Genomic DNA, 13,711 nt, shown 5'->3' on the forward strand with positions numbered 1-13,711 from the left:
TTAATAATAAAAAATTAACATAATGGAAATAAAATGCTATTGAAATATAAAAAAAGTCTGTGCTTACTTTGGCTATTATCTGTATTAAGCTACTATACACTTTGTGCCTGTGTTTTTGCTAATATTGAAATTAATCAACAAAAAATAGGTAACGTTATTGATGAATTTAATGGCGTAAATGTCTACTATAATGGCAGTATCAACAATGTAAGTGGAAGAAATATTGCTAAAGATGGTTATAATTTAGGTTTAAAATATCAATGTGTTGAATTTATCAAACGCTATTATTATCAACGCTTCAATCACAAAATGCCAAACAGCTATGGACATGCAAAAGATTTTTTTGATCCAACAATTGCCGATGGCAAAATTAATCGCCAACGCAATTTATTACAATTTCATAATGGTTCGCCCACAAAACCACAAGTTGACGATATTATGGTTCTTAATTGGACTAGCTATGGGCATGTTGCCATTATAAGTAAAGTAACGGACAACGAAATTGAAATTGTTCAGCAAAATGCTGGACCTACAGCAAGCAGTCGAGCAACTTTTCCCTTAATTTTTAAAGATGGAATATGGACAATAGAAGCTGTTGGCGTTTTAGGTTACTTGCGTAAAATTTAATAAACATAAAAAATATTTCTAAAAACGCTAGTTTAGCGTTATACAATTTATACATAAGTAATATTAGGTAATGTTGATAAAAGGTTAGTCAATAAACCATTCTGTTTTTTGCTGAGAAACAATTTTGATAGTATGTAAAATTGCCGATAAATGTTCATGCTGAGCAATTGCGGCAAGTTCTGGTTCATGCTTTTTCAAAGCCATCAGAATTTTTTCATGTTGTTTAACAAGATCATCGGGTGGCGAAATTTCTTCCAACGAAAGAAATCTAACTCTATCCATCATTGCCTTAATGTTTTCAACACATTCCCATGCCAACTGGCAATCTATCACATTCATTACAATTCGATGAAATTCATCATCTTTTTCAAGAAAATAATGAATGTTTTTTTGTTTATTCGCCTCTTTTTGCTCCTCAAGATTTTTTTGCAACAATAAAATATGCAAATCGTTAATTTCTATCGCCGCTCGCCTAATAATTGCACACTCAATCGCATCTCGAATAAATTGTCCATCAATGACTTTCTTAATAGAGATTTTAGTTACAAATGTTCCTCGCTGAGGTAAAATTTGAACCAATCCTGCTTCTGCTAGCTTAATAAATGCTTCTCGAACTGGCTGTCTAGAAACATTAAACTGGCTAGAAATTTCTTTTTCTGAGAGTAAAACACCTGGTAATATCTGACAGGTAATAATAGCTTTTCTTAATTTTCGGTAGATTTGCTGATTAACGGGTTCAGAAGTATTTAAGTCGATAGATGTAAACATATACCATTCTTATGTTAAGAAAAAATAAAAAAAGAATAGTAGGTGATTTTTAAATAGAAGAAAAGTTTTTTTGATAAACAATCATCAATAAAAAGTTATTTGAGCTAAGCGAAAAATGAAAAGTGTAACTGCTCTTACGCGTAATTACACTTTTTTTCTTATTAATTATGTTAGTTGTGTTAGTAATGATTTAGTAAATTCTTTCCAATTGTTTAACCGAGTGTTTAGCGCCAATATCCCGTAAAGACAAATAAGCTTTAATGATCTTTTCAACAAAACATGGATTGTTAGGTAAATCATCGCCAAATACTTGTGATAATGACAATAATGATTTTACTCGCTCTTGATTATCATTGCTATTTGCCACTAATTCTTTTAACTTATTAGCCATTGGATCACTTACCTCAATTGCCTTACCTGCATCGTCTACGCCACTGACATATCGTATCCAAGCAGCTACACCTAATGCTAAACAGTCAAACTGTGTACCATTTTTTAAATGAAAACGAATAGAATCAAGCATCCGTTGTGGTAATTTTAATGTGCCATCCATGGCGATTTGCCAAGTCCGATGTTTTAATCCCGTGTTACGATAACGATCAAGTAAACAATCAGCATAAGCTTGTAAATCCACACCTTTGACACGTAGCGTTGTTGCTTGTTCATTTATCATCAAATGCCTTGCAGCTTTAACATAATTAGGATCTTGCATACATTCATCAATATGTAAATAACCCGCTAAATATCCTAAATAAGCAAGAAACGAGTGGCTACCATTTAACATTCTTAATTTCATTTCTTCATAAGGTAATACATCAGTTACTAGTTCAGCGCCAGCTTTTTGCCAATCAGGACGACCTGCAACAAAATTATCTTCAATAACCCATTGCTTAAAAGGCTCGCCAGCCACACCAGCTGGATCTTCGATACCTCCCAGTTGTTTTTTTATTTTTTCCATGGTTTCTGGCGTCACTGCTGGCACAATGCGATCAACCATAGTTGATGGAAAGGTAACATGATCATCGATCCAGCTAGCTAAATTTGGATCACGCTGTTTAGCCAGCGCTAAAACAACGTTTCGTGTCACATGGCCGTTTTCTGGCATATTATCACAAGACATAACAGTAAACGGTTTTAGACCTTTTTCTTTACGCATTCGCAATACTTCAACAATCACTCCTGGTAGTGTTTTTGGGTTAGTCGGATTTTCAATATCGTGCTTAATAAGAGGGTTATTTAGATCAATTGATGCTGTTGAAGGTAAATAACAATAACCCTTTTCCGTGACTGTTATTGAAACAATTGCTATTTCTGGTCGTGTCATTACTTCTAATACCTTGGCAATGCCATCTATATCTGCGTGCAATGCTTCTTTAGCAACGCCAACAACACGAGTAGACCAATTGTCATATGACATTTCACAAACACTAAATAGATAATCTTGTTCTTTCAAATCGGCTATTTGTTTTTCACCACCAATTAAATTAACTTCACAATATCCCCAATTGCAACCATGTTTAGTTGCTAAAATATCGGTAAACACAGCTTGGTGAGCACGGTGAAAAGCGCCAAATCCAAGATGAACCATTTTGGTTTTAAGATTGTTTCTATCATAACTTGGTATAACTACCTTTTCAGGTAGTTGTGATAAAGTTTGGTTTGATAATCTCATTATTATACCTTTCATATTTATATATTAGCTGTTATTCCATACATCTGCATATTTGTGTCCAGTTAGATTTTCAACAACTTTCCGTGTTTCCTCGGTTACATTATTTTTAGAGCCATTGTTTTTTAAGCGATCAATTTCATTCACTAATATAGCGTGTGTCTGTTTATTTAATTTAAAAGTTAATGCAAAAATAAGAGCAATAATTAATAAGCCGATAGTTCCACCAACAAATAATATGGAAATAGTATGAATAGCTTGCGCACTTTGTTCTGTAGTACCTTGTTCAAAACCACCTTTTTGCAAAATGATTCCTACACAAAATGTTGCAATGGCAACCGTTGTTTTGCGCCCAAACGTCATAACCGCAGCATATAATCCTTCTCGGCGTTGCTTAGTTAAAATTTCATCAACATCGGGAATGAATGGAAAAACATTCCATGGAGTAAACTCTAAAACACACCTACCAGCTTGATAGCATATAGCAAAAATATAAAGCCACCATGTTTTTTCAGTAGGATTCAATAGATACAAAATAAAGAAACCTAAAATACAAATAATCATTGTTGAATAGGAAAAGAGGTATAATTTACTTGGTCCATATTTAACCATTGCGACACCAGCTAACAAAGTAATTGGCAAGCCTATAATACTTAACGATAACAAGCCTGAAGCAAATGATGAAGATACAGATAAACAATAGACACAAAAGAAAACAAATACAGTATTAAATATATCTTTAGCCGTAAATGAAAATAAATATATAGCAAGGTGTCGGCGAAATGCTTTGATATTAAAAGTAGATAAATATTCCTTAAATAATTTTTTTAGCATTATCATTTTTTCAGAAAATGTTTTCTGGTCAATTTTTTCTTTTTGATATTTTAGCATTTCTGGGGTCAATTCACGTTCCCAAGTGGCTTTATAAGAAATAAAAACACATACAGCAAAAATAATTGCAAAAAAGAGACCATTGATAAAATAAGCATAAGCATTATGCTCACCAAAATATTTGATTAAAATACCGGGTACTAGCGTTGCTAAAAAAGTACCACTTGCAGATAAAAACATTCTACCTGTGGATAATTTTGTTCTATCATTGTAATCTTTGGTCATTTCTGATGGTAGCGTTTCCCAAGGAATTAGTACCACAGCGGCAACAATTTCAAAAGCTAGATAAACGGTAAGGTAAAACCAATAATTCATACCAGTAATCCATAATAAGATATAAAGTAACATTAATGGTGAACCAATTAACAAAAAGAATCTCCGACGACCAAATTGTTGACCTAACTTATATTTATAAAAATGATCAGTAAAACTGCCCATAAATAAGCTTACAATTGCATCAACAATTCTTGCAATAGCAACAATCGAGGCTGCTTCAATTGGTGTTAACCCAACAAATGTTGTATAAAAGAAGAGCAAATATGCACCTATTATAGTAAATGCTCCACCACCCATGATATCAATTAATCCATAACCAATTGCTACAGGAATTGTTACCTTCCGTTTTTTTTGCGCCACAATACTCATCTTAAAATTCCTTACGTTTAAATCTGTTTCACGATAATTTTTTATATAGCAACTTAAAATTGAAAATAATTTTTCGCATTTTGATAACATATTCCTGTTATTAATTTTTCTAGCAATTTATTATCGTGAGGGATTTCACCATCAGTTACCCATTGACCAATTAAGTTACATAGGATTCGGCGAAAATATTCGTGTCGTGTATATGAAATAAAACTACGGGAATCAGTTAACATACCGACAAAGTTCATAAGCAAACCTTGATCGGCTAAAGTAGTTAATTGTCGTAACATGCCTCTTTTAGTATCATTAAACCACCAACCAGAGCCAAATTGCATATTTGATTTAACACTACCTGCTTTCTGGAAATTAGCTATTGTTGTTGCTACTACATCATTTAGACTTGCATCTAAATTGTAGATAATAATTTTAGGTAAAGCGTCTTGTTGATTTAATGAATTTAAAAATGCATTAAGGTGGATAGCTAAATCCGTTTGATCACAAATTGAATCAAAACCAGTATTAATACCAGTTTTACTTAACATAATGGAGTTATTATTACGAATTACCCCAAAATGTATTTGCATTGCCCAATTTCTAGATGCGTAAAATTTAGATAAAGCTGTAAGCACAGCACTACGATAAACAATTTTTTCATTCGCTGTTAAAACTAGTCCTTGTAATTTTTTTGCGAATAAAGCTTCTTGTTGTTGAGTATCACTGGCAAGAAATTCTATTTTCATTAGTCCATGATCTGATAAACGACATCCATTCTCGTGGAAAAAGTCGATTCGATTTTCAAGGGCTAATAAGAAATCAGAAAAATTAGTAATATTTTTATTTGTAAGTTCAGATAATTTTTTTATAAAGATTTTAAAGGCTTCACCTTCCGAGTCTAAAGCCTCATCTGGACGGAATGTCGGTAATACTTTGGTTTTAAAATTTGATTGTGCTTTAATTTTACGGTGATATTCCAAATTATCCAAAGGAGAATCAGTAGTACAAACTACTTCCACATTTGAACGACCAATTAAACCTTGAGCACTATATTCTGGCTTTTTAAGTAAACTATTACATTTATCCCATACATCCTTATAATTGTGGACACCTAATGTATCTGTAATTCCAAAATAGTTTTTTAATTCTAAATGTGTCCAGTGATATAAAGGATTACCTATACATGATTCAACAGTTTCACACCATGCTTTAAATTTTTCAATCGGTGCTGCATCACCTGTTATATATTTTTCTTCTACTCCATTAGCACGCATTTGTCGCCATTTATAATGATCACCAGCTAGCCACAAATCATATATTGTTTCGAATCTTTTATTTTCAGCAATATCCTTTGGCTCTAAATGGCAATGATAGTCAATTATTGGCATTTTAGAGGCGTAATTATGATAAAGTTCTTGTGCTACCTTATTGTTTAAAATGAAATTTTTATGAATAAAACACATATCATCCCTCCAATCGTTAAACATATAATTTTTATATGTTTAGCGTAAATTTAAACTATAGTTTTGCTGAATAAGCTCATTAGTTACCAATTCCACAAAGTACCATCTTCTAAGCGTGCAATTGGTAAATAAGCTGGGTTGTAAGGGTATTTTTCGGCAAGTTTTTCATCAAAATCAATACCCAATCCTGGTTTGTCACTTGGGTGCATATAGCCATCATTAAAGGTCCAATTTGGTGAAAATACCTCTAACATTTGCTCTGAATAGCCCATAAATTCTTGTACTCCAAAGTTAGGTACCCACAGATCAAAATGTAGTGCTGCCGCATGACAAATTGGTGATAAATCAGACGGTCCATGAGATCCTGTTCTTACTTGATAAAGCGCGGCAAAATCAGCAATACGGCGCATATGAGTAATACCGCCTGCATGAGTAATTGTGGTTCGAATGTAATCAATTAATTGTTCTTGTATAAGTTGCTTACAATCCCATATGCTGTTAAACACTTCACCGACCGCAATGGGGGTGACAGTATGTTGACGAATTAAACGGAAGCATTCTTGGTTTTCGGCAGGGGTTGGATCTTCCATCCAAAATAGGCGGTAATCTTCTATACTTTTTCCAAAACGAGCTGCTTCAATAGGAGTTAGGCGATGATGCATGTCATGTAGTAAATGCTCATTAAAACCAAATTTACTCCGTACGGCTTCAAACAGTTTAGGCATAAAATCAAGATATTTTTCTGTTGCCCAGCACTGTTCTTCTGGGTAGTTTCCACGTGTTGCGGGTTCGTAAGCTAGGTTTTTTCCTTTACTTTGACCATAAGTCGTTTTCATACCCGGTATACCACATTGAACACGAATCGCTTTGAAACCCATTTCTTGATGTTTAGCATAATCATCTAATGCTTCATCAATACTTGCGCCTGTAGTATGGCAATAAACCATTACACCAGTACGAGATGCGCCACCTAATAATTGGTAAAGTGGCATATTGGCCAATTTACCCTTAATATCCCAAAGCGCCATATCTATTGCCGAAATAGCGGACATCGTTACTGGCCCACGGCGCCAATAAGCACCTTTATAAAAATATTGAAAGATATCTTCGATTTGATGTGGATCTCGCCCAATAAGTTGTGGGCAAAGGTGATCTTTAAGATAAGATGCTACGGCTAATTCACGTCCATTAAGTGTGGCATCACCAACACCATAAACGCCTTCATCGGTTGTTATTTTTAATGTAACAAAATTTCTTCCTGGGCTGCATACAAAAACTTCTGCTTTAACAATTTTCATTTAAGACCTCGTTTATAATTCTATGACATAAAAATATCACCATAAATACTACCATACAAGTAGATTTGTACATTTTTTGTGAAATTTATCACAAAAAAATGGCTTTTTGTTAAAACATTTCAGGAAATATGATGTTTATGTATAAAACACCGAAAGATAAAGGTGGTAAAATTAGTAATCATCTCTTCTTTTAAGTACGTTAGCGATATAATAGGATCTTTTATGACTGGATTTTAACGGCTACCCGTTCCAGTTTTTAAACCAATATGCTTTATAATTAGTGGGTTATATTTTGATATTATTAATAGATAATTATGATTCTTTTACATTTAATATTCACAATTATCTGTGCCAAGTTGGCGCAAAAGTTAAAGTCATTAAAAATGATGAAATGACAATTGAACAAGTAAAAGCGCTTACCATTTCTAAAATTATTATTTCCCCGGGTCCTGGCGCACCAATTAATGCAGGAATATCACTTGCAGTTATTGCTGAGTTTTCTCATATTTGCCCGATACTGGGAATTTGTTTAGGACATCAAGCGATAGCTCAATATTATGGTCACCACATTATTAAAGCGCCAATACCTATGCATGGTAAAATTGATGAAATAACTCATGATGGCCTAGGGATATTCAAAGGAATTCAATCCCCGCTTTCGGTTGTTCGCTATCATTCATTGATTGTTTGTGATAGTTTTTTACCAGAAGATCCGCAGTTAGTTGTAACGGCGAGAAATCATGGTGGGTTGATTATGGGATTGCGCCACAAAACATTACCCATTGAATCCGTTCAATTTCATCCTGAAGCCATTAAAACCGAATCCGGTTTACAAATGATTAATAATTTTGTCCATAAGTAATATTTAAAATGAAAATTTATATCGATTTTGAAGGTGAGCGTAAATATTTTTGTAATCCTATCAAAGTGTTAGTGTCACATGATTGTTCTTCAATTAAGCAACAACTTGATGAGGTTGAAAAGTTTACTCAACAAGGTTATTTTGCTGTTGGTTACCTTGCCTATGAAAGTGCAATGGGATTAAATAGTGCAAACCAAACCAAAAATAGTCATGATTTTAATCAAGATTTACTCCTTCTTTTATTTGGTATTTTTGATGATGTTACTGTCCTTAAGCAACCAGAAATCAATGATTATACGCCCCCAAATTTTGATTTGATCAGTGACACCGCATTTGATGAATATCAGCAAAAAATAGCTTATATTAAATCACAAATTGAATTAGGCAATACTTACCAGACTAATTACACTATTCAATTTACTGCACCCTTTAATGAAAGCGCTATTGATTATTACCACTTTCTACAAAAAAATAATCAGGCAGATTATTGTGCTTATCTTGAGTTTGACGATTATTATATTTTATCAATTTCGCCAGAATTATTTTTCAAGTTAGACAATAGAGTTATTACCACTAAACCAATGAAAGGAACAACAGGGCGTGGCTTAAATAACCAGCAAGATAAACAGCAATTAGATTTATTATTTTCAGAAAAAAATCAAGCCGAAAATATGATGATTGTTGATTTATTGCGTAATGATTTAAGTAAAATTGCAAAGCCTGGCTCTGTCACAGTGCCTCAATTGTTTGAGGCTGAAAAATATCCCACTGTTTGGCAGTTGACGTCAACGATTCAAGGTGAATTGCAAGACGATGCCAATTTATATCAAATTTTTCAGGCGCTATTCCCTTGTGGTTCAATTACTGGTGCGCCAAAAACCAGTACTATGCAAATTATTGCAGACAGTGAAAACACACCTCGTGGCATTTATTGCGGAACAATTGGTTATATTGAGCCATATATGAATAAAGCCATATTTAATATTCCAATTCGTACCTTAACTGTGCATAATCAACAGATGTGTTATGGCGTTGGTGGAGGTATCACGTGGGATTCAACATCACAAGACGAATATAACGAGATCTTAGCGAAAACAGCCATTTTAAATCGTACAACGGCTATCCCCAAATATATTATTGAATCGTTGTTGCTTGAAAAAGGACAATTGTTATTATTAGATGAACATTTAAGCAGGCTTGCTCAATCAGCTGATTATTTTGATTTTAACTGTGATATTCATGCAATTAAGTTGCAACTGATTAAGTTAGCAAACTCATCACCAAAAGCATGTTATAAAGTGAGAATCTTACAGCAAAAAGATGGGCATTACACGATTAGTAAAGATATCATTAACACGCCGATGAGCATTAATGAAATCCGATTAGCGCCACAGTGTGTTCATACGCAAAATGTGTATTTGTATCATAAGACATCAAATCGTGAGCACTTTCCTGATTTAGCGGTTGGGAAAGAGTATATTAATTTTAATCAACACAATGAAGTAACTGAATTTGTCAATGGAAATTTGGCATTGCGACTTAATGGTCAATGGTTTACGCCTAAAAAAGAATCGGGGTTACTTGCTGGTACCATGCGGCAATTTTACTTAAATCACAATCGGTTGTTAGAAAAAACAATTGTAAAAGCTGATCTTTTAAATGCTGATAAAATTGCTTTTATCAATAGTGTTCGTAAATGGGTAGAAATTGATGATGTTGTGTTTAGCCAGTTTAAGTTGCGATTAAGAAAAAATCGCATTTAAGTGTAGAGATTCCGTCAGCTTGCTGACGGAATTTGAATAAACACTATTGTTTTATTGCGTTTGCAAAGTCTAGCTCCTCATCATGCCATCCTTTTGATAGTGCTTTAACTAAAGCGTCATACCCATTGGTTGCTAAAGGGACATGGCGCTCAAATGGTTTAGTTTCAATATTATTTTTACTGTCAGTAACAACCCATCGCCCTTTTATTACCGCATCGCCCGTATAGCTACCATGGAAGCCATCAATAAATAATTTTATCGTTAATATTGGCGTTGTAATTGATCGGCTGGATACAACATAATTAGGCAACAAAGCGGTTAAATCTTGCGTTAATCGCTCTTCAAGTTGTTGAGATAAAGTTGATGCCCATAGATGGTTCGCTGCCGTTTCATATTTGATATCGTCTGTTTGCAATACAATACCTGGGTTATTTAAAAAGCTTGCCACATCAACCGATTCAATCCAAATAAAATGATTAGTGATTTTCATATTTTTTGACACTGGGCTGAGTGGATTACTTGTTAGCTGAAAATAACTTTTACTTGGGCTACCAGCCGAGCAACCCACTAATATAGCAAACAATGGCATAAATATGACTATAAGTAACTTTTTATCTATTTTGTTCATTATTTTTTACCTTTTGCTTTAGGTTCTTGATCCTTTTTCGTCGGAGCAGAAAAAATCAGTGCATTACTTTTATTATTGAGCGTATTAAGTAACGGGGTAAGTTCATCCATCATGTGTTGAACTTTTTGTAAGCTTTCTTTCATTTGATTATTTAGTTCAGATCCTGGTTGTAGCCCTTTCATTGTTTCATTTAGTGAACGTAATGTTTTTTGCAGATCTTTTGGCATATTCTGCATTTCTTTACTCACCATAATTCGATTTAATGAATTCATTAGTTTTTCACTGGTAGCCAATGATTTATTAAACTGTGATACGGTGTTGTTCAGTGGTAAGTTATTAAAATTATCTAATAGCTGAATAATTTTTGCTTGAATTTGTGCAATTCCTGTCGACGTTGTTTCAATGGTATCGTAACCAAACTGTTGCGCTAATTTTGGATCATATTTATTTTTTAAGTCAGGGTAAAAATCAAGATCTATATATAATGCGCCTGTGAACATGTTGGAAGTTTTTAATGAAGCTCTTAAGCCATTTTGTTGTTCTCTGATGATCAATGCCGCAATGTCAATTTTTTCATCAACAAGTTCTGATAAACGATCGGGTTCAATTCTAATTAATATTGGAACTCTTTTATTTAAAATCGATGATTGTTTTAACATTTCAGCGGTATAAAATGGCACTTTCGAAACTGTTCCTAGCCTAATTCCGTGATATTCAACGGGTACCCCTTCTGATAAGCCTGAAATGGAATCGGAAAGCATAATAAGAAATTCTTTGTATTCAGTATATTGTGAATCTTGGATAGATTTTTTGTCTTCATATAATGTATAAACTGAATTTTGTTCAGCTGGTGCACCTAATTTTGAACCTTCAGGTAAATCAAAACTGATTCCACCAGACATCAAGACATCTAAAGAAGGGACATCTAAGCTGGCGCCTCGAGATGAAAGTGTTAAATTAATTCCTCCTTCTTTCCAGAACCGCACATTTTGTGTTACTAGCACATCGTAAGGTTTTGTAATAAAAATTTGATACTTCATCTTACGTGATTCAACATCGAATTCTGACGTTTCAACATTACCTACGCGATAACCATGAAACATAACAGAAGCGCCTCTAGGAATTACCCCATTTTGATTGCTTTCTAAATTTAGACGAATTCCTTTAATGCTTGGATCGGACAACGGAGGGGCATCAGACAGTACAAAAGGTTTATGTTGAAAACTATGGGTATCATTTCCAGCAACGAGTTCTATATAAACACCTGATAAAATCGTGCCAAGTCCAGTTACGCCATCTCGACCAATTTCTGGCTTCACAACCCAAAAAATAGAGTCATTTTTTAGTAGCGGATCCATATCATTATAAATACGCCCTTTTATTACTACTTGCGTGTAGTCGTCAGATAGAGTTACTTCATCGACGATACCGACATCAACGCTACGGTTTTTAATAACCGTTTTCCCAGCAACAATGCCATTGGCGTCTTTTGCAAGCAATGTAAACGATGTTCCTCTATCGGCAAAATGCGCATAGATTATCCAAAGACCAACAATTGCAGTAACAATGGGGATGATCCATATTGCTGAAATAGCTCTAATTTTAATTATTTTTGCTAATTTACTTGATGTTGTCATATTGTTCCTATTAATCTATTTTTTTATTTTGCGGTAGATCCCAAATTAAACGAGGATCAAATTTTTGTGATGCAATCATTGTAATAATCACAACAGTTGCAAAAAATGTAACGCCAATATCAGGATAAACACCCATCATTTGTTGATTTCTAACTAAAGAACAAATAACAGAAACCACAAATATATCTATCATTGACCATTTACCAATAAATTCAACTGCTGTATATAATTTTTTCATTTTCAAGCAATTATGATTATTTTTTCGTTTTACAGCCAGTGCAAAATAACAAAGCCAGCTTAGTGAAATAATTTTTAAGATGGGAATAGCGACACTGGCAATAAAAATAACAAGTGCAACAGGCACATCGCCTGCTTGCCACATATAAATGACACCATCCATAATGGTTGAACTTGATGGCGAACCAAATACAACAGTTATCATAATGCCGAATAAATTAGCGGGAATGTAAAGAATCAATGAAGTAACCAATAAAGCAATAGTCCATTGTATCTTATCGCGTTCTCTGATTTTGCTTTTTTGTTTGCATCGAGGACATTTTATATAATGCTTAGGTAATATCGCCTCACAGCAACTGCATAATTTCAAATTTTGACAAATTCCCGTTTTACCAGCTTGTAATATACCTTGAGCAAAATTATTACGATGAATTTCATTCCAAATAGTTTCCGGAGAAAAAATCACTAAAGACTTTATATAAAAAAAGACAAACAGGCAAAATGCCCAAAATGTACTTGTGACGCCAATACTGCCATAACTCATGAGTTTAACAAAACTCACTAAAATTCCAGTAAGAAATATTTCAGGCATACACCAGTGTTGAAACTTTTCATAAACAATAAGTAGATCGCGTTTACGATATTTTGTTAAGGGTAATTTTGAACAAAGCAAAATAATAATTAATAAATTTAATATAGGAAAGAGTAAAACAAATAAGATAAAAAGTGCTGAAATATAACGATATTTATCAAAAAAAAGGGTTTTAGGAATATCTAATAGGCTAATACCAATAAAATTACCCACAATACGAATATCAATAAAAAGAAAGCCACATCCTACAATAATCATAATTAATGAACAGGTTGCATACATAGCTGCATTAAATTTCATATTGCTATTATTTTTAGCTAACGTGGTATTACAACGAGGGCAAACAGCTTTATGCCCTACCGCTATATTAGATAATTCTATGACCAAATCACAGTGTGAGCATAAAACATAATGTTGTTTATCAATGGTCATTATTTCCCTTTATTCGATATTTATTTTTTAACCTGTAAAATATGTTAAATCGATATAACCTTTAAGTATAAAAGCCAATGAATTATTTTAAATTATTGGCGGTGGAATAATTACTTTCGTAAATAAAGAGGATTAAACCCTCTGCACCGCTAATGATATCAAATGGTATTTTGTTATGAAAGCATTAGCAAATTAAATTAATCAA

Annotated in this window: 11 protein-coding genes; 3 read left to right on the forward strand and 8 right to left on the reverse strand. The window is 33.5% G+C overall.

Features of this window, described 5'->3' with window-relative positions; genetic code table 11:
• Window positions 1–33 precede the first annotated feature (33 nt).
• The gene (locus A9G30_RS11155) at window positions 34–627 is read left to right on the forward strand and encodes a CHAP domain-containing protein (RefSeq protein ID WP_065589006.1); all 594 of its coding nucleotides are present in this window, start codon (window positions 34–36) and stop codon (window positions 625–627) included.
• Window positions 628–711: 84 nt separating this feature from the next.
• Here A9G30_RS11155 and A9G30_RS11160 read toward each other — a convergent pair whose 3' ends face one another.
• The 5 genes from A9G30_RS11160 to manD form a co-directional block, all read right to left on the reverse strand.
• Complete coding sequence (locus A9G30_RS11160; RefSeq protein ID WP_065589007.1) at window positions 712–1,395, reverse strand: GntR family transcriptional regulator; 684 nt, start codon at window positions 1,393–1,395, stop codon at window positions 712–714.
• Window positions 1,396–1,585: 190 nt separating this feature from the next.
• Window positions 1,586–3,067, reverse strand: a complete 1,482-nt coding sequence (locus tag A9G30_RS11165) for a mannitol dehydrogenase family protein (protein WP_065589008.1) — start codon at window positions 3,065–3,067, stop codon at window positions 1,586–1,588.
• A 24-nt stretch (window positions 3,068–3,091) separates the two neighbouring features.
• Window positions 3,092–4,591 (reverse strand): MFS transporter, encoded by a 1,500-nt coding sequence (locus tag A9G30_RS11170; RefSeq protein WP_081295834.1) that lies wholly within the window; start codon window positions 4,589–4,591, stop codon window positions 3,092–3,094.
• Window positions 4,592–4,653: 62 nt separating this feature from the next.
• Window positions 4,654–6,057: a glucuronate isomerase gene (gene uxaC / locus A9G30_RS11175; RefSeq protein WP_065589009.1), complete on the reverse strand. Its 1,404-nt coding sequence runs from the start codon at window positions 6,055–6,057 to the stop codon at window positions 4,654–4,656.
• A gap of 83 nt (window positions 6,058–6,140) precedes the next feature.
• On the reverse strand, window positions 6,141–7,355 hold the full coding sequence (gene manD / locus A9G30_RS11180; protein ID WP_065567764.1) for a D-mannonate dehydratase ManD: 1,215 nt from the start codon (window positions 7,353–7,355) through the stop codon (window positions 6,141–6,143).
• A gap of 292 nt (window positions 7,356–7,647) precedes the next feature.
• Between manD and A9G30_RS11185 the strand changes: the two genes are divergently transcribed.
• Both A9G30_RS11185 and pabB read left to right on the forward strand, forming a co-directional pair.
• On the forward strand, window positions 7,648–8,217 hold the full coding sequence (locus tag A9G30_RS11185) for an anthranilate synthase component II (RefSeq protein WP_065589015.1): 570 nt from the start codon (window positions 7,648–7,650) through the stop codon (window positions 8,215–8,217).
• 8 nt (window positions 8,218–8,225) lie between these two features.
• On the forward strand, window positions 8,226–9,980 hold the full coding sequence (gene pabB / locus A9G30_RS11190; RefSeq protein WP_065589010.1) for an aminodeoxychorismate synthase component I: 1,755 nt from the start codon (window positions 8,226–8,228) through the stop codon (window positions 9,978–9,980).
• A 43-nt stretch (window positions 9,981–10,023) separates the two neighbouring features.
• On the opposite strand, the gene A9G30_RS11195 is transcribed toward pabB, so the two are convergent.
• The 3 genes from A9G30_RS11195 to A9G30_RS11205 are packed head-to-tail and all read right to left on the reverse strand — an operon-like array spanning window position 10,024 to window position 13,506.
• Entirely contained in the window at window positions 10,024–10,608 is a 585-nt protein-coding gene (locus tag A9G30_RS11195; RefSeq protein WP_065589011.1) for a PqiC family protein, read from the reverse strand.
• Window positions 10,608–12,245, reverse strand: coding sequence for an intermembrane transport protein PqiB (gene pqiB, locus A9G30_RS11200; protein ID WP_065589012.1), 1,638 nt, complete (start codon window positions 12,243–12,245; stop codon window positions 10,608–10,610). Before pqiB ends, A9G30_RS11195 begins: the two co-directional genes overlap by 1 nt.
• 10 nt (window positions 12,246–12,255) lie before the next feature.
• Window positions 12,256–13,506 (reverse strand): PqiA/YebS family transporter subunit, encoded by a 1,251-nt coding sequence (locus A9G30_RS11205; protein WP_081295833.1) that lies wholly within the window; start codon window positions 13,504–13,506, stop codon window positions 12,256–12,258.
• Window positions 13,507–13,711 lie beyond the last annotated feature (205 nt).

This window comes from Gilliamella sp. Fer4-1 (genome assembly GCF_001690515.1).
In the GTDB taxonomy this organism is placed as follows: domain Bacteria; phylum Pseudomonadota; class Gammaproteobacteria; order Enterobacterales; family Orbaceae; genus Gilliamella; species Gilliamella apicola_C.

Coding starts and splice junctions, on each gene's coding strand:
- A9G30_RS11155 (WP_065589006.1), top strand. CDS start 34: ATGCTATTGAAATATAAAAAAAGTCTGTGCTTACTTTGGCTATTATCT.
- A9G30_RS11160 (WP_065589007.1), bottom strand. CDS start 1,395: ATGTTTACATCTATCGACTTAAATACTTCTGAACCCGTTAATCAGCAA.
- A9G30_RS11165 (WP_065589008.1), bottom strand. CDS start 3,067: ATGAGATTATCAAACCAAACTTTATCACAACTACCTGAAAAGGTAGTT.
- uxaC (WP_065589009.1), bottom strand. CDS start 6,057: ATGTGTTTTATTCATAAAAATTTCATTTTAAACAATAAGGTAGCACAA.
- manD (WP_065567764.1), bottom strand. CDS start 7,355: ATGAAAATTGTTAAAGCAGAAGTTTTTGTATGCAGCCCAGGAAGAAAT.
- pabB (WP_065589010.1), top strand. CDS start 8,226: ATGAAAATTTATATCGATTTTGAAGGTGAGCGTAAATATTTTTGTAAT.
- A9G30_RS11195 (WP_065589011.1), bottom strand. CDS start 10,608: ATGAACAAAATAGATAAAAAGTTACTTATAGTCATATTTATGCCATTG.
- pqiB (WP_065589012.1), bottom strand. CDS start 12,245: ATGACAACATCAAGTAAATTAGCAAAAATAATTAAAATTAGAGCTATT.
- A9G30_RS11205 (WP_081295833.1), bottom strand. CDS start 13,506: ATGACCATTGATAAACAACATTATGTTTTATGCTCACACTGTGATTTG.